General features: G+C 40.9%; 21 protein-coding genes, 1 tRNA gene and 1 pseudogene. 13 read left to right on the forward strand and 10 right to left on the reverse strand.

Annotated features, from left to right (window positions below):
* Positions 1 to 14 precede the first annotated feature (14 nt).
* Positions 15 to 359, forward strand: a complete 345-nt coding sequence (locus FD723_RS27465) for an STAS-like domain-containing protein (protein WP_179068192.1) — start codon at positions 15 to 17, stop codon at positions 357 to 359.
* A 2-nt stretch (positions 360 to 361) separates the two neighbouring features.
* Positions 362 to 976 (forward strand): PIN domain-containing protein, encoded by a 615-nt coding sequence (locus FD723_RS27470; protein ID WP_179068193.1) that lies wholly within the window; start codon positions 362 to 364, stop codon positions 974 to 976.
* An 86-nt stretch (positions 977 to 1,062) separates the two neighbouring features.
* Here FD723_RS27470 and FD723_RS27475 read toward each other — a convergent pair whose 3' ends face one another.
* The gene (locus FD723_RS27475) at positions 1,063 to 1,227 is read right to left on the reverse strand and encodes a hypothetical protein (protein ID WP_072022197.1); all 165 of its coding nucleotides are present in this window, start codon (positions 1,225 to 1,227) and stop codon (positions 1,063 to 1,065) included.
* A gap of 172 nt (positions 1,228 to 1,399) precedes the next feature.
* On the opposite strand from FD723_RS27475, the gene FD723_RS27480 reads away from it, so the two are divergent.
* The 5 genes from FD723_RS27480 to FD723_RS27500 all read left to right on the forward strand — a co-directional run bounded on the left by FD723_RS27480 (position 1,400) and on the right by FD723_RS27500 (position 6,475).
* Complete coding sequence (locus FD723_RS27480; protein ID WP_179068194.1) at positions 1,400 to 1,957, forward strand: hypothetical protein; 558 nt, start codon at positions 1,400 to 1,402, stop codon at positions 1,955 to 1,957.
* Positions 1,954 to 2,256, forward strand: a complete 303-nt coding sequence (locus FD723_RS27485; RefSeq protein ID WP_179068195.1) for a helix-turn-helix domain-containing protein — start codon at positions 1,954 to 1,956, stop codon at positions 2,254 to 2,256. The genes FD723_RS27480 and FD723_RS27485 overlap by 4 nt, the downstream gene beginning before the upstream one ends.
* Positions 2,257 to 2,359: 103 nt before the next feature.
* Positions 2,360 to 2,560, forward strand: coding sequence for a hypothetical protein (locus FD723_RS27490; RefSeq protein WP_179068196.1), 201 nt, complete (start codon positions 2,360 to 2,362; stop codon positions 2,558 to 2,560).
* Entirely contained in the window at positions 2,557 to 2,988 is a 432-nt protein-coding gene (locus FD723_RS27495) for a hypothetical protein (protein ID WP_179068197.1), read from the forward strand. The genes FD723_RS27490 and FD723_RS27495 overlap by 4 nt, the downstream gene beginning before the upstream one ends.
* A complete protein-coding gene (locus FD723_RS27500) occupies positions 2,921 to 6,475 on the forward strand; it encodes a CHAT domain-containing protein (RefSeq protein WP_179068198.1) in 3,555 nt (1,184 codons plus the stop codon). Before FD723_RS27495 ends, FD723_RS27500 begins: the two co-directional genes overlap by 68 nt.
* Here FD723_RS27500 and FD723_RS27505 read toward each other — a convergent pair.
* The 3 genes from FD723_RS27505 to FD723_RS27515 form a co-directional block, all read right to left on the reverse strand.
* A complete protein-coding gene (locus FD723_RS27505) occupies positions 6,472 to 6,840 on the reverse strand; it encodes a hypothetical protein (protein ID WP_179068199.1) in 369 nt (122 codons plus the stop codon). The two genes, FD723_RS27500 and FD723_RS27505, sit on opposite strands and share 4 nt — an antisense overlap.
* Positions 6,841 to 7,251: 411 nt before the next feature.
* Positions 7,252 to 8,241 (reverse strand): TniQ family protein, encoded by a 990-nt coding sequence (locus tag FD723_RS27510; protein ID WP_179068200.1) that lies wholly within the window; start codon positions 8,239 to 8,241, stop codon positions 7,252 to 7,254.
* A 50-nt stretch (positions 8,242 to 8,291) separates the two neighbouring features.
* Positions 8,292 to 8,552, reverse strand: a complete 261-nt coding sequence (locus tag FD723_RS27515) for a helix-turn-helix domain-containing protein (RefSeq protein ID WP_235115745.1) — start codon at positions 8,550 to 8,552, stop codon at positions 8,292 to 8,294.
* A gap of 173 nt (positions 8,553 to 8,725) precedes the next feature.
* Between FD723_RS27515 and FD723_RS27520 the strand changes: the two genes are divergently transcribed.
* The 3 genes from FD723_RS27520 to FD723_RS27530 are packed head-to-tail and all read left to right on the forward strand — an operon-like array spanning position 8,726 to position 13,933.
* A complete protein-coding gene (locus tag FD723_RS27520; protein ID WP_179068202.1) occupies positions 8,726 to 11,422 on the forward strand; it encodes a TnsA endonuclease N-terminal domain-containing protein in 2,697 nt (898 codons plus the stop codon).
* Positions 11,423 to 11,424: 2 nt separating this feature from the next.
* Entirely contained in the window at positions 11,425 to 12,576 is a 1,152-nt protein-coding gene (locus FD723_RS27525; protein ID WP_179068203.1) for an ATP-binding protein, read from the forward strand.
* Positions 12,566 to 13,933 (forward strand): TniQ family protein, encoded by a 1,368-nt coding sequence (locus tag FD723_RS27530; protein ID WP_179068204.1) that lies wholly within the window; start codon positions 12,566 to 12,568, stop codon positions 13,931 to 13,933. Before FD723_RS27525 ends, FD723_RS27530 begins: the two co-directional genes overlap by 11 nt.
* Positions 13,934 to 14,060: 127 nt before the next feature.
* Here the strand turns inward: FD723_RS27530 and FD723_RS27535 are convergent.
* The 3 genes from FD723_RS27535 to hisF form a co-directional block, all read right to left on the reverse strand.
* A tRNA-Ala gene (locus FD723_RS27535) sits at positions 14,061 to 14,133 on the reverse strand.
* A 97-nt stretch (positions 14,134 to 14,230) separates the two neighbouring features.
* Positions 14,231 to 14,422 carry a hypothetical protein gene (locus tag FD723_RS27540; protein ID WP_104905483.1) on the reverse strand — a complete coding sequence of 64 codons (192 nt, stop codon included), beginning with the start codon at positions 14,420 to 14,422 and terminating at the stop codon, positions 14,231 to 14,233.
* Between the two features lie 99 nt (positions 14,423 to 14,521).
* A complete protein-coding gene (hisF, locus tag FD723_RS27545) occupies positions 14,522 to 15,295 on the reverse strand; it encodes an imidazole glycerol phosphate synthase subunit HisF (protein WP_179068205.1) in 774 nt (257 codons plus the stop codon).
* Positions 15,296 to 15,519: 224 nt separating this feature from the next.
* Between hisF and ruvB the strand changes: the two genes are divergently transcribed.
* The 3 genes and pseudogenes from ruvB to FD723_RS27560 form a co-directional block, all read left to right on the forward strand.
* A complete protein-coding gene (gene ruvB / locus FD723_RS27550) occupies positions 15,520 to 16,620 on the forward strand; it encodes a Holliday junction branch migration DNA helicase RuvB (RefSeq protein WP_179068206.1) in 1,101 nt (366 codons plus the stop codon).
* A 121-nt stretch (positions 16,621 to 16,741) separates the two neighbouring features.
* Positions 16,742 to 17,545, forward strand: coding sequence for a tetratricopeptide repeat protein (locus FD723_RS27555; protein ID WP_179068207.1), 804 nt, complete (start codon positions 16,742 to 16,744; stop codon positions 17,543 to 17,545).
* 88 nt (positions 17,546 to 17,633) lie between these two features.
* Positions 17,634 to 17,834: pseudogene (locus FD723_RS27560) on the forward strand (glycosyltransferase); the annotation flags it as partial.
* Positions 17,835 to 17,867: 33 nt separating this feature from the next.
* Here FD723_RS27560 and FD723_RS43115 read toward each other — a convergent pair.
* The 3 genes from FD723_RS43115 to FD723_RS27570 all read right to left on the reverse strand — a co-directional run bounded on the left by FD723_RS43115 (position 17,868) and on the right by FD723_RS27570 (position 19,720).
* On the reverse strand, positions 17,868 to 17,999 hold the full coding sequence (locus FD723_RS43115) for a hypothetical protein (RefSeq protein ID WP_256874944.1): 132 nt from the start codon (positions 17,997 to 17,999) through the stop codon (positions 17,868 to 17,870).
* 92 nt (positions 18,000 to 18,091) lie between these two features.
* Entirely contained in the window at positions 18,092 to 18,274 is a 183-nt protein-coding gene (locus FD723_RS27565; RefSeq protein WP_179063523.1) for a hypothetical protein, read from the reverse strand.
* A gap of 234 nt (positions 18,275 to 18,508) precedes the next feature.
* Positions 18,509 to 19,720, reverse strand: coding sequence for a PP2C family protein-serine/threonine phosphatase (locus FD723_RS27570; protein ID WP_179068208.1), 1,212 nt, complete (start codon positions 19,718 to 19,720; stop codon positions 18,509 to 18,511).
* Positions 19,721 to 19,769: the final 49 nt, after the last annotated feature.

Raw genomic sequence — 19,769 nt, forward strand, 5'->3', positions numbered from 1 at the left:
GGGGTTTTAGAGCCATGAAATACAAAATCTATGAACTGATTGGCGAAAACTGCATGAGCCAGCAGGCTGGGCAAAAAATCTATGATTTAATTCATCCTCAACTTCAAGCAGGAAAGCCAGTAGAGCTAGACTTTGCTGGCGTAAGAAGATTTTTGACTGTGTTTTTCAATTTTGCTATTGGTCAGTTATTGCGTGATATCAAAGCTGAAGACCTGGATCGGCTTCTAGTTTTGTCTAACCTCAGTCCTCTTGGTCAACAGACTTATGATGATGTGATTGAGGATGCAAAGCGTTATTACTCAGATGAGCAGTATCATAAAGCCGTAGATGAAATGGTTCTTGAACAATCTGCCTGTTAGTCATGACAGTTAACTACACCATAAAAGCAGATGTCATTGACATCGCCACTGATTCCCCCCAAAAAGGGGATATTTTTTTAGTTGATACAAATGTCTGGTACTGGCTAACATATCCTCCAGCAAGTTTGTCTCTGACTGCGTATCAGAGCAACTATTCAAACTACATCACAGACACTTTTACAGCAGGTGCCACTCTCTGCTGTTCTGGCTTATCGCTGGCCGAACTAGCTCATATTATTGAAAGAGAAGAAAAAAGGCTATCATCTTATCGTTCCAGCAGTATTAACAATAAAGAATACCGCCACAACTACCCTTCAGAACGAACTAAGGTTGTTTCTAGAGTAAAAGCTGCATGGAATCGAGTCAAGAACATCTATGCTCTTCAAATTAGTGTCGAACTCGATGAAAACACTGTAAATAATGCTTTAACTCAGTTCAGTACTCAGTGTTTGGATGGCTATGACCTGTTCATTCTGGAATCTATGAAACAGGAGTCAGTAAACAAAATTATTACTGATGATGGCGATTATGTGACAGTGCCAGGAATTCAGGTATTTACAGCTAATCCAGGAGCGATCGCCGCAGCTACAAATCAAGGCAAACTTATAACTAGGTAAGCATTGCCCTAACAAACTGCCAGAATTCATACAGCAGTTACTCGCATCTTCAAAACCCATCAAAATGCGATCACTTCGTTAACAAATTACGATTTTGGTGGAATTTTCCCGTCATTCTGAGCTTGTTTAATCGCTCGTTTCACAATTAACACCGCCATTTGAGACAAAGAACGCTCCTCTGCATCAGCCAAAAATTGCAGGGCTTCTTTGTCTTCTTCTTCCATATAAAGAGTTACAGTTACTTTTCCCATTTCATCATCATAAGCGATTTAGTGTGTTTTTAGTTTAAACACACTAAAACACACTGTTTAACATAAAAACACTTTATTTTAGCGTATAATTACTGATAAGTCAAAAGCCAGCCATCAACTTTCTCAGGGCGGATGCTGGCTTTTGGCCCCCATATCACAGGAGACATTTTCCATGTTAAAGCCTGTTAGCTACAAAACAGATCAACACAGAGCTTATCAACAAGCTTTAGATGATTTCGGCATCACAGAATTACTGGCAAAACTCAACAACTACTCTGATGCTGACTTTGATAGTGCCTGGATACAACTTCAGCAGCAAGAAATAGAAAGTCTAGCTGCGATTCTGATTTCTCAATTAACTTACAGCCTCAATGGTAAGTTGATTGCTGCTTATCTCAATCTCATCCGGCACACTAACCAAGATATAGCCCCAAGCTTGATTAACCTCAAATGTCCAGACTCATCTATTGAGCTTCCTGTCAACTTTCCAGATGTAGCAAAGACACCCAGATTTTTATATGGCGATTGCTTGCGTTGGCTCTCAACTGAAAGTGATACTGACTGGGGTATTGTCATTGGTAGATTTTATAGCTTTGCTTGCGATCGCTGCTGCTGGAGTTGGTGCTACCTGATTTGGTTGAGCAAAGATAGCCCCAGTGCTGCTTGGACATCTGCCGATATTGCTTGGGAAGAGGATTTAGAACCAATCAGCGAGGAAACAGACTTATGAATCCTCATCCATTTAAGCAGCGAGAACAAGATTTGATGCAACTCTACAGTTACTGTCAGCTGGGTATGACTCCCAAGCAGTTTTACACCAAGTGGCAGGTAAACTACGAACAAATGGCTCAGATTTGCGATCGTTCCCTTTCCACCGTTCGACGCTGGTTTGCTAGAGGTAAAAACTACCGCCGTCCTATGCCTACCGATTTACGCCACCTTGCACTGATGAACTTTTTGCTCGAACATTTTGAGGATATCCCCGAAGAAGTGTTGCAGAAGCTTTGTTTTCCAGACAAGAGTGAGTAGGAATTGAATCTAATTTCAATATCAATTTGATATTTCTTGCCAGCCACCGTCACAGTAGGCTGGCTTTTGTCTTGGAAATTACAGATTTTACCAGGAGAATTCGATGACTTACCTTGAAAAGCTCAGTCCTTGGTGTATAGTCCGACTTAAACCTAATATGCAAAACCAGATTGTAGCTCGCTTTCGCCGCCGCAGTGATGCAGAAGCTCATCTACAAGTTTTATGCCGACTAATCCCCAGCGTAAGTTTTACACTAATTTTCAATGTGGTGTTAGAGCAACAAGACTTGAATACTGTAAAGTGAGTAGCGATCGCATTTTACTATTACCTGACATTCTCACGCAGACGGAAACTTGCTCTGACACATCCTTAATCGCCAAAATAACAAATGCGATCGCTAAAATTACAATTGCAGTCGCCAAATCAATAAATGCGATCGCCAAATCTATAGACGTGATCGCATCCATCCTCTTTTTACCTGAAACTGGCAGTGGGCGATCGCAAAATCAGTATATTGTCTGTTCACAAGTAAAAAACACTCATCCACGAGGTTCTTTCATTCTCAGAAACACATCATTTGTGATGAAATTGTACGTTTTTCTGGAATTTAGGGCGTTGGCGTTGAATTTATCTAATCATAAAATTACTTCTCACGCTCTTACCCATGAACGAACAGCGTCAGCAAGCTTATCTCAACCTCATTCAAAGCCTGTTAGATGCCCCCAGTGGTGAAGAACCAGAAATTTTAGCAGCAAACCAAGAATTACTTGATGCTGGCTTTGTGCAGACGGTAGAAGAAGTATCACAGATGTGTTCTCAACGCGGGGATGAGAATACAGCCAATTGGTTGCAAGGTTTGGCAATGCAACTAAGGGAAGTATTAAATCTAGATACTAAAGTAGATTTGCAATCTCTCAGTGAGGAGGAGATACAGACATATTACCAATTCTTGATGGAGGTACTACAAGCAACCGCAGACAGCGAAGTTAATCCCCAGGTAGTTTACCCCTTGCTGGCAAAGAATACAGACAAACTCGACGAGGTGTTAGCAGAAATATTGCACCGTTGGGGGATAAATAGACTTGGGGAAGTGAAAGCAGATGAAGCGGAATATTTAGCAGCAGTTATTAATGATTTTAGTAATCTAATTCAGCAATTCCCCTTGGGTAGCAAAGCCAGCAATATGGAAATTGCCATTACTGGCTATGAAGTCGTGTTAACTGTCAGAACTAGAGAAGCTTTACCTGCTGATTGGGCAATGACGCAAAATAATCTCGCTGCTGCCTACAGCGAGAGAATAAAAGGAGACAGGGCAGAAAATATCGAAAATGCCATCGCTACTCATACTGCTGCTTTAACTGTCTACACCAGAGAAGCTTTGCCTCAACAATGGGCAATGACGCAACATAATCTCGCACATGCCTACAGGGAGAGAATTAAAGGAGACAGGGCAGATAACATCGAAAATGCCATCGCGGCTTGTACTGCTGCTTTAACTGTCTACACCAAAGAGGCTTTGCCTGTTGATTGGGCAGGAATGCAAAATAATCTCGGACTTGCCTACAGGAATAGAATTAAAGGAGACAAGGCAGATAACATCGATCAGGCGATCGCGGCTTTTACTGCCGCTTTAACTGTCTACACCAAAGAGGCTTTGCCTGTTGATTGGGCAGGAATGCAAAATAATCTCGGACTTGCTTACAGGGAGAGAATAAAAGGAGACAAGGCAGATAACATCGATCAGGCGATCGCGGCTTTTACTGCCGCTTTAAGTGTCCAAACTAGAGAAGCTTTGCCTCTAGATTGGGCAATGACGCAAAATAATCTGGGTGCCGCCTACTATTCTAGAATAAAAGGAGACAGAGCAGATAACATCGAGCAGGCGATCGCTACTCATACTGCGGCTTTAACTGTCTACACCAGAGAAGCTTTGCCTCAACAATGGGCAATGACGCAAATCCATCTCGGACTTGTCTACAGGGAGAGAATACAAGGAGACAGGGCAGAGAACATCGAAAATGCCATCGTCGCTTATACTGCGGCTTTAACTGTCTACACCAGGGAAGCTTTGCCTCTAGATTGGGCAATGGCGCAAAATAATCTCGCAAATGCCTACAGCGATAGAATCAAAGGAGACGGGGCAGAGAACATCGATCAGGCGATCGCTGCTTGTAATGCTGCTTTAACTGTCTACACCAGAGAAGCTTTGCCTATTGATTGGGCAATGACGCAAAATAATCTCGCAAATGCCTACAGGAATAGAATAAAAGGAGACAGGGCAGATAACATCGATCAGGCGATCGCTGCTTATACTGCGGCTTTAAGTGTCTACACCAGAGAAGCTTTGCCTATTGATTGGGCAATGACGCAAAATAATCTCGCAATTGCCTACTTTGAGAGAATCAACGGGGACAGGGCAGAGAATAGCGAAAAGGCGATCGCTGCTTATACTGCGGCTTTAAGTGTCTACACCAGAGAAGCTTTGCCTCGAAACCATGCAGAAATTTTGTTTGGACTGGGAAGAAATTACCAAGACGCAAACAAGTTTGACTTAGCATACAATACTTTTAAGTCTGCCATTGACACAGTAGAATCTTTACGAGAAGAAATAGTATCTGGGGAGGAAAGCAAACGCAAGCAAGCGGAATCCTTTAACAAAGTTTATAGGCGCATGGTGGAAGTTTGCCTGGAATTAGCTAATATTACCGAAGCAATTGAATATGTTGAACGTAGTAAAACCCGCAATTTAGTTGAACAAATCCTCGAACGCGACTCTAAAACCATCTTTCCTCCAGAAGTATTCACTCAATTAGAAAAATACAGAGATGAAATAGCCGTAGGACAATATCAAATCCAAAATGGCAAAGCTGAAAATCCCCAATTCCTAGCACAACATCTCCAAAAGTTGCGACAGCAGCGTAATGAATTACAAAATCGCTATTTACCTGTTGGTTATGGCTTCAAATTTGACTCATTCCAACCTACTTTGGATGACCGTACAGCCATTATCGAGTGGTATCTTATCAAAGATAAAATTCTGGCGTTTATTGTCACAAAAAGAGAAGAATTAAGCGTTTGGCAATCCAAACCAGAAGACTGGGAAGCTTTGTTTGATTGGTTAAATCAATATTTGCAGAATTACTACGTGCAAAAAGACCAATGGCTGAATAACTTAGGGGAAGAACTTGAACAATTAGCCTCGATTCTGCACATTGATGAAATATTAAACCAGATACCAAAGCACTGCGATAATCTCATCCTAATTCCCCATCGATTCCTGCACTTATTCCCCCTTCATGCACTCCCAGTAAATCAAAATTCTGAAAATTCGCTTTGTCTTCTAGATTTATTTCCTGGTGGTGTCAGCTATGCACCCAGTTGTCAACTACTGCAACAGGTACAACAGCGTAAACGTCCTGATTTTCAATCTCTATTTGCGATTCAAAATCCCACAGAAGACCTGAATTACACCGATTTAGAAGTACAAGTTATTCAAAGCTACTTTAATACTTCCAACGTTCTGAAAAAAACAGCAGCGACACTCAGAGCTATTAATAATACTGACTTAAATACTTACCATTGCGCCCACTTTAGCTGTCATGGGTATTTTAACTTGACAAACGCCAGTAAATCAGCCCTAATTTTGGCGAATGCACCCATCGCAGACACACCAACAAAACTCGACTCCGAACGTTACCTGAATTTGCGAGTAGGAGAAACCCACGATTTAGAAAAATGCCTTACCTTAGATAAAATCTTCGCTCTTAATTTAGAACAATGTCGTCTCGTCACACTTTCCGCCTGCGAAACTGGATTAATTGATTTTGACAATGCCAGTGACGAATATATTGGATTACCTAGCGGTTTTCTATTAGCAGGTAGTCCCAGTGTCGTTAGTTCTCTATGGAAAGTAGATGATCTTTCCACCAGCTTTTTGATGATTAAATTCTACGAAAACTTATTCAAACTTGATCGATTGGAAGCAGGAGATATTGCTATAGCCCTTAAGCAAGCTCAAAACTGGCTGCGAAATCTGACTATTGAGGGATTAGACATATTTCTGGAGGAACACAAAACCCAGATTGAAAAAGTCCTTGCTCAACTAAGAGTAGGACAACGCATCATATTTCAAGAATCTTTGAAACTAATCAAGCAACGTCAACCCCTACCTTTTGCAAATCCCTACTACTGGGCTGGATTTACAGCTTCTGGACTTTAAGCACCAGATTCGGGGACTTTACAAAACTTTTTCGCACCCAGTTTAAACACGCAAATACTGAGTGCAGTTGCTATACCAGGAGGAATGGAAATACCAATAGCGATCGCTTCTATAGCTGGAGCAAGCAATCCAGATTCCAAGGCTTCTCTAACTTCTTCCTGACAGACAAATTGGCGGGATTTTTCCAACCAATCATTTAATCCTCTATCTGCTTCCTGTGCAGTTTCCCGCATAACCAGCAGTGGAACGGCATCGTCTAAATAACCTTCACACTCTTCGATAGTATCAAAAGCTACTAAAGCCTGGGGATTATCTGCCAATTCGCTGCGAAACTGACTAATTTCCTCTGGTGTAACGGTAATCATCTAGTTTTAACCAGTAAATAAATACACAAAAATCTTGAGTAATTATACATCTAACGCCGAATCCAGAGATGTGGTGCTGACACGATATCAATAGTAGAAGTAATTTTGGAGTGCGATGTCTACGACGGGCTACGCATACGCCCATTTTCAACAAACAGAAAAATTCACCTAGATACTTAGGGCAAACGCATCTAAATTACTCTTGATCACAACAAAGGTTAAAAACCAATGAAAAAATCAGGATTTCGCGCTTGATTATTTTTAAAGCCCCAAAGTGATGCCTAAAATTTTAGCAATAAGCGAGCGTTAATGACATTATTTTTTAACTCTATTGAGAATATACTTTGCTTATTGACATGATGCGGCCGCCCTACCTAGATACTTGGTTAATTCACACATTTTCTGGTGCTTCTATAACTTTAATTCCAGACTAAAATTCCCGAACAATATCTTGCCCAATTCCTTAAAATCTGACCCAAACAACTGGAATACACTAATCTTCGCCTTCTCACACACAGGAATAATCAACTTTACCAAATGATAAGGTTGACTTTGATTTGTTCTTGAGGCTATCCTCAACGATTCCATGATTCCTCCTAAATATCCCAATAACTTCACATCCTTTCCAATTGCTTGTTCAAACACTAACAAAATCAATTGTAATTTTCGGGTTAACTCGATTGGGATGGGTTTATAACCTAATTGGGGAGTAAGTGCAATTAATTCGCTAATTCCTTGAATATTAACTCGATATTTCTCTATTTCTTCTTCATCTTTAATTTCCTGTCCTAACCACCCGTAACAACGAGAACAAAATCCCGCAGGTGAAAACCTAGCCATCACAGGTAAACGGGCACCACAATGAGGACATTCTTCTATTAATCGCTGTTTGTGAATCAAACAAAGTTCTACATCCTTAAATGACCATGATAATGGTTCATAGATAGTTTTGTTCTCCTGCATCCACTCTTCCCAACAACAAGGACACCAAGCGCGATAGTTCCGAAATAACCCCTTGTCATAAATCATTCCTTTCAAGCTTAAAAGGGTCAAAAAGCGTAAATCCTGACGCATTGTTAACTCTTCTAAGACAGTGACTAACTTTTCTGTCATTTCTCGCATTCCGTTAATAGCCGGTTTAGCGTCGCTATTTCCCAATAGGTGACTCAGATTTTTTGACAATAGCTCAGATTTATCCTCATCTTTGAGAATAAGTGGCGCAATTTCTCCCATAACGAGCTTCTGAGAGGTTAAACAATGCGCCTGCGCTAAACGATGGAGATAGCTACTAATACTTTCTGCATAGGGAGTTCCCACTGCCACAGGTTCAAGAGAAAATAACCGACTCCGTTGCGGGATTTCTAGAGGTTTTAGGCTCCAATGTTCTGAGTAAATAGTCATCCCTCTTGGATTAACCTAAACGCTGGTACTTTAGTTTTAACAGCTAAATTTTAGGGATTAGTTTCCGATTCACTCTTAACCTCGATACCGTAATTAACAAAGAGATCGGAGACAGATATCTCCAAAGCTGCCGCTAACTTAACAATATTTTTTAACGAAGGGTTACGCTCTCCGGTTTCGATTCCTGAGATGTAGTTGCGATGAAGTCCTGACTTTTCAGCCAGTTCTTCTTGGGATAAATCTAACTCTCGCCTTCGCCGCCTAATGGCTTTGCCAAAGCGGTACTCAATACTGGGGTGTTTTTGCGTCACAAAACAATACTGAACCAGTATCACCATTAAATCTATCTACTATAAGTGGACTTTTGCACAATATAAGTGTTATAAAGTTAAGTAGTATAGCATCAGGCAAGCAAGTTCCTAACTTTATGGTCTTATTTTGATAGATTCATAAAATAAGGCGCAAAGCGCTTACTAAGGAGTATATGAAAGAGCAATTTGAACAATGGGTTGCTCGCCTTCAAATATCCGAGGCAGGGCAAAAAATTATTGAGAAAGTTCGCTCATCTGAGCCATCCCGTCGCGTTGGTGGCGGTAGCAAGAATGTTTCGGGACGCTACCCTAGTCGCAAGATGGGAGTCACGATTCAATTTGAGTCTCATCGGGTTGAACTGCCAATTGTCTATCAGTTAGAACACGATGAAGATGTTCTAGAATTCTACGATCAACCACCGCAAATTAAACTTGACTATCAAGCAAGTAACGGACGTAGATTAGGCATTTTACACACCCCAGATTTATTTGTCATCCGAACCAATTCGGCTGGTTGGGAAGAATGTAAAACTGAGCAGGATTTGAAAAAACTAGCAGAGAAAAACCCCAATCGTTACTTTTACTCTCAAGAAGATAATCAATGGCATTGTCCGCCAGGAGAAGACTATGCTAACCAATTTGGGCTTTATTACCGCATTCGCTCAGATCGGGAAATCAATTGGGTTCTGCAACGTAATCTGCAATTTTTAGAAGATTATTATCGCTCAGAATCTCTAGTAGTGGAAGAAGCGATCGCTAAATCATTACTTGCAGTTGTGTCATCTCAACCAGGAATCACTTTAGCAGAATTACTCAATCGGTCAACAGGAGCTAAATCTGACGATATCTACACCTTAATTATTCAAGAGCAAATCTATATTGATTTAAATGCTACACCACTAGCTGAACCAAAAAGATGTCTAATCTTCCGTGACGAACAAACTGCTAGTGCTTATAGATTAATGGTTGAGCAACCAAGTGTAACTCTTCCGGCTATCTCTCCTGTAGTCAATATTATTACTGGAGCAACTGTTAGTTGGGACGGCAAAGGTTTAAATATTATCCATGTTGGAGAAACAGAGGTTATACTTGGCGCAGAAAATAATCAGTTAATTGAACTCAAAAAAGCTATATTTGAGAATCTGGTTCGCCAAGGAAAAATCACAAGTCTCCAAACACCAGAAAAAACAGCTATTAGCACAGAATCTTGGCAGCGATTTTATCAAGCTAGTCCTGAAGACCAAGCAGAAGCTCTTGAACGCTACAAAACTATTGAACCTTACTTAAGCGGACATCCCCCAGAAAACGAAACAATACCAGCCCGTACTATTCGTGACTGGAAAGCTAAATATCTAACTGCAATTCAAAAATACGGTTGCGGCTACATTGGGCTTTTGTCCCATCGCAGTGTCAAAGGTAATCGTCAGCGCAAGCTGCCCGAAGACACCTTAGCAGTTATGGAGAAGTTTATTTTAGAAGACTATGAAACTCTTAAACAAAAAAGAATGTGGGAGGTTCACGCGGCTTTAGTTCGAGCTTGCGAACAATCTGGTGTAATTGCTCCCAGCTATAAAGCATTTACCAAAGAAGTACAACGCCGGACTGGTTACGAACAGACTAAAAAACGCCAAGGTCGTCGTGCCGCTTATCAGCATGAATCCTTCTATTGGGAGCTTGCTATAACTACCCCAAGACACGGCGATCGCCCTTTTGAAATTGGGCATATAGATCATACTGAGTTAGATGTAGAGCTAGTTTGCTCTGATACAGGTCGCAATCTTGGCAGACCTTGGGCAACATTTCTCGTAGATGCTTATTCACGGCGATTGCTGGCAGTTTACCTAACGTTTGACTCACCCTCATATCGTTCTTGCTTAATGGTGCTAAGAATTTGTGTCAAGCGTCACGGCAAGCTTCCCCAAATTGTAGTGGTAGATAACGGTGCAGAGTTTCACAGCGTTTATTTTGAAACATTACTAGCTACTTTTGAATGTACAAAAAAGCAAAGACCCCCAGCCAAAGCTCGTTTTGGTTCGGTTTGCGAACGCCTATTTGGAACTTCCAATACTCAATTTGTCCATAACTTACTCGGTAATACACAAATAACTCGTAACGTCCGCCAAGTCACCAAGTCAGTTAACCCTAAAAATCTAGCTGTATGGACACTTGGTTTACTTTATGAATATCTTTGTGCTTGGGCTTACGAAGTTTACGATACAGACGAACATCCGGCACTTTTCCAGAGTCCGAGGGATGCGTTTGCTGCGGGTATGGCGATTGGAGGCAGTCGGGTTCACCGCATGATTTCTTACGATGAAAACTTCCAGATTCTTACCCTACCTACAACCTCAGAGGGAAAAGCAAAAGTTCAAGTTGGACGTGGTGTAAAAATTAACTCAATCTATTACTGGTCTAATAGTTTCCGCGACCCCCAAATTGAAAATACCTCTGTGCAGATAAGATACGACCCGTTTAATATTGGTATCGCTTACGCCTTTGTTCGAGGACAGTGGGTACAGTGTATCTCTCAATATTATGCAGAACTCCAAGGTCGTTCAGAAAAAGAATTGAAGTTAGCTAGTATCGAATTACGCAAACGCTCTTCAAATCATGCACAACAATCTAAAGTTTCGGCTAAGAATTTAGCAGAATTTTTAGCATCGGTAGAAGCTCAAGAAGCTCTATTAGAACAGCGTTCCTATGATGCAGAAGTTAAGGAAGTCTTTAGAGTAATTGAGGGTGGAAAAGCGACAACAAGCCGTAACGAACAACCAAAACTTATTCAAGTTACTTTTGCTAATACCGATTCTCAAGCGGATGAAGACGAAGCGATCGTCCCAGAAACACTTGTAGTGTATGAGGAGTTTTAACTATGACAAAATCTACTGGATTTCCTCTTGAACTCCTCACACGGCCTGTTACAGAAAGGCTTGCTTACTTTGAAAATTACACCGTAGCGCATCCTCGACTTAAAGAAGTCTATGAAATTCTCATGCGAACAATTGCTGAACCCGCAGGGGCATCATTTATCTTTATTTATGGCCCTAGCGGTATCGGTAAAACAACTTTGCGACTCCGCGTTGAGCAGAAATTAACAGAAATAGCATTACCTAAACTGGAAAGCGATCGCAGTCGTGTTCCTGTTGTTGGTGTTGAAGCTGTAGCCCCAGAATCGAGAAACTTCAACTGGAAAGATTACTACACACGCGCCTTAATTGCCTTAGAGGAACCCTTAATCGATCACAAGTTTGATTACGGCGTGCGTGGTATCTCTCGCGATAATTTTGGAAAAATTAATGTTGAGTCGAAAGTGGTTGCACCTGCTCTACGCAGAGCTTTAGAAAATGCCCTCATCCATCGTCATCCAGACGTATTTTTTGTAGATGAAGCACAACATTTTGGCAAGATGGCAAGCGGATACAAGCTACAAGATCAATTAGACTGTCTCAAATCTGTGGCAAATATGACAGGTATCTTGCATTGTCTATTAGGAACATACGAATTATTGACATTCCGTAATTTAAGCGGTCAACTCTCACGCCGTAGCGTCGATATTCATTTCCGTCGTTATTGTGCTGACAATCCAGAGGATGTACAAGCTTTCAAAAGTGTATTGTTAACTTTCCAGCAGCAGATGCCACTTGCAGAAGCTCCAGATTTAGTTAGTCATTGGGAATATTTTTACGAACGTACTTTAGGATGTGTTGGCATACTGAAAAATTGGCTAACACGCGCTCTTAAAGATGCTCTGGATCGACAAGCAACAACAGTTACTCTCAAAGACTTACAAAAACGTGCTTGGTCGGTTGCTCAGTGTCAGAGAATGTTCAAGGAAATTCAAGAGGGCGAACGACAATTATCTGAAACGGAAACAGATATACAAAACTTACGCTCTGCATTAGGACTTGGTGCAAAACCAATTGTGCTACCTGAAGAAACTCCAAAAACTACTCGTCCGCCAGGAAAGGTTGGCAAACGCAAACCTAAAAGAGATCCCATCGGAGTGCAGCAAGATGTTAGTTAGTGTATTAGAAACATACGAATCTTGGGATTTAAGAAAGGTTGCTATTCCATCTCGCAGTCGGTTGTATCAGTTAGATCCTATTGGTATTGGTACTCCATTAGTGGAAAGCTTAACTGGTTATATATCTCGACTAGCAGAAGCTCATTACGTTAATCCAGGGGTTTTAATGGAGAAAGAACTTGCAACGCTGGTTAAAAAAGAGTATGGAGGTGCCAACTTACACAGGATATATAATTACACCACTGCACTCAACGGTAGCGGTGTCATGGCAACTGACTTAGTTCAAGCTCTAGAGAAATTAACGCTCCGTGACGACTTATGCTTTCTCACTTTACTAACTTGGGACAAACTATTCCCTTCTAGAAATTTATTACGCTCTGTTCGGGCTTGGTGTCCGAGTTGTTATCAAGAATGGTACGAGAAAGAACAATTAATTTATGAGCCTTTACTTTGGTCGTTAGATGTAGTAAAAATATGCCCCTATCACCATCATAAATTAATTTTTGAGTGTCCTCATTGTCATCAAAAAAACACTACACTAGCTTGGCGATCTCGATCAGGATATTGTTCAAAATGTGGAGAGTGGTTAGGACTAATTCCTGGGATAGAATCAGCCAATAAGAACACTTTGAAAAAAAATGAGCTAGAACAGGGAATATGGGTTGCTAAGGCTGTTGGAGAATTAATTGCTGCTACTCCATATTTGCATGAAGCTCTATCTTCTACTACAATCGCTCTCACTCTATCTAAGTGGGTTGAGCAAATTGCAAAAGGAAATATAGCTGAATTTGCTCGTCAGATTAATATTCCCAGAAATACAGTTTGGCTCTGGTGTAAAGGTAAAAATTTACCTTCTCTTGAAGCACTGACAAATGTTTGTTACTGTTTTGGAGTAACAATTCTAAGCTTTTTGACTGAAGAAACTAATAATTTATCTCTTTCCAGGAAATTGGTAACAACTGAAGTTAAAACCACATTCAGAGCAAAGAGTAAGGCATTTGATGCTGAGAGAGTCAAATCCTATCTAGAAGCGCTACTTACAAATGAACAGTCTTCTGCTTTATCTATGGAGCAGGTTGCTAAGGAGTTAAAAGTTGATAGAAGAACTATTTACAAACATTTTCCACATTTATGTCGTGCTATCTCTGCCAGGTATGCCAGCTATCAGAAAGATTACCATCAAAAAATAATAGAGGAATGCTGCCAGGAAGTGCGACTAGTTGCTTTTGAATTACATAAGCAGGGTAAATATCCTACTGAATCTGCTGTATCAGCGCTAGTTTCCAAACCAGGGTATTTTCGACACAAAAAAGTTAGATTAGCCCTTAAAGAAGCGAATCGTGAACTTGAGTTATGAAGTTTAAAAATTATCCAGAAATTGGAACCATAACTTTGCCGCCCTCTATTGGAAGCATAAGCTTGCCGTTGCGGCAAAGTTATGGGTAAAGTCACACAATTAACTTAGAGAGTTAGGGTGTGAAGAATGGAGCTAAGCGGATTCGAACCGCTGACCCCCTCAATGCCATTGAGGTGCGCTACCAACTGCGCTATAACCCCTCAAAATCCATTATACATAATGTCCTAATTATTAGTACTTTGTCAAGCTTTTTGTAGAAACTAAATTTTAAATATCTTCTCTAGCACTCAGCACTGTCTACGACACTCTCAATAAGTAGGTCATGCAGTGCCCCATCAAAAAGTAAACTACTAACATGGCAGCAGCAGCCAGAGCAACTAATGTACCAGCCAACATTAAAGAAAATTCTTTACTCTCGTAGGCTTTTTCCATTAAGTGCAGCGACCACGCTACCAGGGCTACATCAAAAAGCAAAATAGGAAGCAACATATTTCTTAATATTTGTTAATACTTGTAAAATAATATTAACACCCTTTTAGGGAAGTGTGTCTAACCTTAGATGGATGTCATTAAATGGGAAATTGTGGCTCAAGATAATGTTCTGACTGGCACATTGCGATCGCGCAAGTAACTTTTAATTTCTGCTACGCTTAATTGTCCGTAATGTAACAGTGATGCGAGTAATGCGGCTTCAGCTTTGCCTTCAGTTAGGGCAGTGTAGATATGTTCACAATTACCTGCACCACCTGAAGCAATGACTGGGATTTCTACAGCATCAGCGATTGCCCGTGTAATCTCGATGTCATACCCAGCTTGGGTTCCATCAGCATCCATACTTGTGATTAGCAGTTCTCCGGCCCCCCGTTTTTCAACTTCTTGTGCCCAAAGTAGGGCATCTAAGCCTGTATTTTCCCTGCCACCGCGGACATACACATCCCAACCTGGATTTTCCGGGTTATTTCTGCGTCTGGCATCAATAGCAACAACTATGCACTGATTACCAAAGCGATCGCTGGCCCGATTAATCAAGTCTGGTTTCCGCACTGCCGCAGAATTAATACTAACCTTATCTGCGCCGGCTCGTAACAAAGCTTTAACATTTTCTAAGGATTGAATGCCACCACCCACAGTCAATGGAATAAAGACCTGTTCAGCAGTTCGGTAGACTACATCTAAAATTGTAGCTCGGTCTTCATGAGTAGCTGTAATATCCAGAAATACTAACTCATCAGCACCGGCTTCGTTGTAAACCTTGGCCAGTTCTACCGGATCGCCTGCATCTTGGAGATTGACAAAGTTAACTCCTTTTACAACCCGTCCCGCCTTCACATCTAAGCACGGTAAGATTCTTTTAGATAACATAATAACTTTTGTACTTCTGGGTAATTGGCCGGAATTTAAATTTTAAATTGGCGCGGGTATTCTCTAACGAAAATTTTCATGGATATTGGGCATTAGGCATTGTTTATTTCTCCCCCTGCCTCCCCTGCTCCCTTATCCCCCAATCCCCATTACCCCTTATCCCCAGAGGGGTCCCACCTTCCCCAGTCCCCATCCGTAGTCCCTTAACAATAGATAGCTGAATTATGGCGATAATCTCCTCGAAAAAACAGCCTCCAGAACCCAATGGAGAACCAAAGCAGCGTCGAGAGTCTGTGAAAGCACCATCCACAGAAAATATTTTGAAGCCGGAAGCTGCTATTGATGAGCAAGAACAGCAAGAAGAAGGTATTCGACCACACCGATTTGCTGATTATATTGGGCAAAAAGATTTAAAGGATGTGCTAGATATTGCCATCAAAGCAGCCAAGTCTCGTGCTGAGGTGTTGGATCACCTGCTACTTTATGGGCCGCCGGGATTGGGCAAAACCACAATGGCAATGATTTTAGCATCGGAAATGGGAGTAAATTACAAAATTACCAGTGCGCCAGCCCTAGAACGTCCACGAGATATTGTTGGGCTACTGGTAAACCTGAAGCCAGGGGATATCTTATTTGTGGATGAAATTCATCGCCTCTCGCGGATGACGGAAGAAATTCTCTATCCGGCAATGGAAGATTATCGCTTAGATATTACCATTGGTAAGGGTTCTAGCGCTCGTATCAGAAGTTTGCCGCTGTCAAAGTTTACCTTAGTAGGGGCTACAACGCGTGTGGGTGCTTTAACTTCACCACTGCGCGATCGCTTCGGTTTAATTCAAAAACTCCGATTTTACGAAGTTGACGAACTGACTAAAATTGTACTGCGAACCGCTCAATTACTCAAAACCCCCATCACAGAAGATGGTGCCACAGAAATTGCCCGACGTTCACGCGGAACGCCACGGATTGCAAATAGGCTACTAAAACGGGTACGTGATTATGCGGAAGTAAAAATATCGGGTGAGATTAATGAAACCATTGCATCCGAAGCATTGCAACTATTTCAAGTAGATCCTTGCGGTTTAGATTGGACAGACCGCCAGATGTTGAGTGTGATAATTGAACAATTTAACGGCGGGCCAGTGGGGTTAGAAACAATGGCAGCAGCGACGGGTGAAGATACTCAAACAATTGAAGAGGTATACGAACCTTACCTCATGCAAATTGGGTATTTAACTCGGACTCATCGGGGAAGGATGGCGACAAAGGCTGCATACAAGCATTTGGGATTCACGCCGCCTAATGAACAGTTGTCATTATTGTAATAATGGGCATTGGGCAATTCAATTTTGGATTTTGGATTGACAATTTTGGATTGAATTCTAATCTAAAATCCAAAATCTAAAATTCTTACTCCCCATCTTCAAAATAAACAGGTAAACCTAGATGCTTAAGTTGATTGGTATTTTTCTCAGTCTGTTAATTGTGTTTGGCTGGGCTACTCCAGTCATGGCACAATCTCAAGCGCCCATTACTCAAGAACAGTTAAAGCAAGGCGATGAGTTGGCCAATCAAGCATTTGCAGCGACGAATCAAGGTGATTTTGCGACGGCTGAAACTTACTGGACAAAGATTATTGAGCAATTTCCCACTAATGCGGGGGCGTGGAGTAACCGGGGAAATTCGCGAGTGAGTCAGAATAAGTTACAAGAAGCGCTGGCAGATTATAACAAAGCCATTGAACTAGCGCCGAATGTTACCGATCCTTATTTGAATCGAGGGGCGGCGCTGGAAGGGTTAGGAAAATGGGACGATGCGATCGCAGATTATAATCATGTCTTAGAACTCGATCCTAATGATGCGATGGCATATAACAATCGTGGAAATGCCAAAACAGGTTTAGGAAAATGGGAAGATGCGATCGCAGATTACAAAAAATCTAATGAGATCGCCCCAAATTTTGCTTTCGCCCGTGCTAACTACGCCCTTGCTCTTTATGAAACAGGTCAAAAAGAGCAAGCAATCCGCGAAATGCGAAATATCGCTCGGAAATACTCCAAATTTGCTGATGTGCGTGCCGCCCTTACAGCTGCATATTGGGTAAATGGAGAACAGGGTGAAGCCGAAAGCAACTGGGTAGCAGCTTATGGACTTGATAGCCGCTATAAGGATATTGACTGGGTAAAAAATATCCGCCGTTGGCCGCCTAGTCTAGTTACAGCTTTGGATAGGTTCTTGAAAATCCAGTAGGCACTTCTAACTCAGCAATAATTTCTTTTCTTTACCTATCTACCTGTTTTCTGGTATACATCATTGTAGTTAACCAAAATAAGGAATTATGACTCATTTTGGAATGATTTGTCCAGCATCAACTGGTCATCTCAACACTATGCTTCCCTTGGGAAAAGAACTGCAAAATCGGGGTCATCAAGTTACCTTATTTGCCTTTTCCGATGCTCAACCAAAGACACTAGCAGCAGGACTAGAATTTAGAGCAATTGGCGAATCTCAGTTTCCTTCTGGGGGAATGTCAGAATCATAAGCAAAAACGACAGAATTATGAAAAAACACGTCATGTTTGTTTCGCTTCCTCTGCTTGGTCACGCCAATCAAATGATTGCACTAGCCCAAGAGTTTGTATACACAGAGAGGATGCCAAGTTAGCTTTGCCATAGCAGAAGAAGCTAGGGAATGGCTCGCTCATACCAACGCTCATTTTATTCCCTGGAAACCAAGACTGCAAAAAACTGATGAAGGAATTAATCATAACAAAAAGGATGTTTGGCAAAGGAGTTCTCAAGAACCCAGCATCTGGCGTGGTGAAAAAATCATGTTGAATGGGCTAATTGATTCGTATGTTTCTATAGAACTCTTGCATAAATATTTTGTGGTATCAACTTCTACCAATTTCTCTTTATCCAGAGATTGGAAGTAGTTCTGGTTCATCTGTGAGAGGTCTTCTTTGCTCAGTCGATTCATTACTGCTTTGGCTTTGTTGCAAAATCATTTTTTTCATTACCACACGATTGTCACCCCTACTTTTACCTACACTGCAAACTCTTGTTTTAGGGGGGAGAGTGAAAAACTACACTACCTTTGATTTTGACACTCTACAGATGTACGGAGCTTATTCAAAAATCAAATAGGATTCCTATATAATTTAGTTGATGCTATGGTATAATAATCCCTGAAAAACCAGATTTTTTGTTCGCCTTAATTATCTACAAACACTTCTTTTTTATCCAAAGTCCAAAAATTTATTTCTATTAAAGAGTAGTCATCGTTAAACATTTGACTACCTGTAGCAGTTTTTATCGCCTCTAAAATATGGTCTAAACCTAGTTTAAATAGGTTATTGAGTAAAGTCAGTAAATTAATGAAGCTGTTAAAATCCCACATATTACCATCAGATTTTTCAACTTCATAAACTCCATCGCTAAACACATAGAGTTTACTGCCAGGTTGGATATCACAAACAGCATTATAATATTCTGCTTCTGTAAACGCCCCAATTGGTAAACTGGGAGTGAATAATTCTTTAATATTTAAACCAGAATGAGTGGATTGAGAAATTAGTAAAGCTGGAGGATGACCGGCGCTAGCGTAAGTTAGCTGATGAGAACTCCGGTTAAAAACCCCATACCATATCGTAAAGTATTGGGAATTTTGTTGATCCATTTGAAAGATATTATTCAAATCTTGAAGAACTTCAGATGGATCGTAGAGATGAGCTTGAGGAAGAGAATGCGATCGCAATAGATTATGAACTGAAATTGAAGGTAATGCAGCCGCCAACCCATGTCCAGAGACATCCAGTAAGTATATAACTAAATGATTCTCATCTAGCCAGTAGTAATCAAAGCAATCACCACCTAATTGACGAGAGGGAAAAAACTGAGAATTGATAGTGATTGATCCTGACAGCGTTTTGGGAAGAATAGATTTCACGTAATCAGCCGCTTCATTCAATTCTGTTTCTAAAAGCTGTTTTTGTTCCTGTAAGTCTTGAGCTAATCTTTGAAGTTCTTGATTCGTATGATACAGCCTTAATCCGGCTCTTACACGGGCTTTGAGTTCATTTACATCAATTGGTTTGCTTAAAAAATCATCTGCACCTGTATCTAAGCCTTCAACTCGGTCTTCCACAGCCCGCCGTGAGGTTAACAGGATGAAAAAAGCTGTTGATAGAGATGGTTCAGATTTAATTTTGCGGCATACTTCTAAGCCATCCATTTCATCCATTTGCCAATCACAAATTATGAGTGCTGGATGGTATTTATTAGCTTGTTCTATTCCTTGTAAACCATTGGTGGCAAGAATGACTTGATATCCCTGTTCTTGCAATGTCTGTTTGAGAACTAATTGGATAATCCGGTCATCATCAATTACTAAAATTTGAATTGGAGAATCAGATATTTTAATCATGTTTTATGGATATTAATTTATTCTTAACAAGAAATACTAAAAATATATA

Origin of the sequence: Nostoc sp. C052, from assembly GCF_013393905.1 — a bacterium.
Lineage (GTDB): Bacteria > Cyanobacteriota > Cyanobacteriia > Cyanobacteriales > Nostocaceae > Nostoc.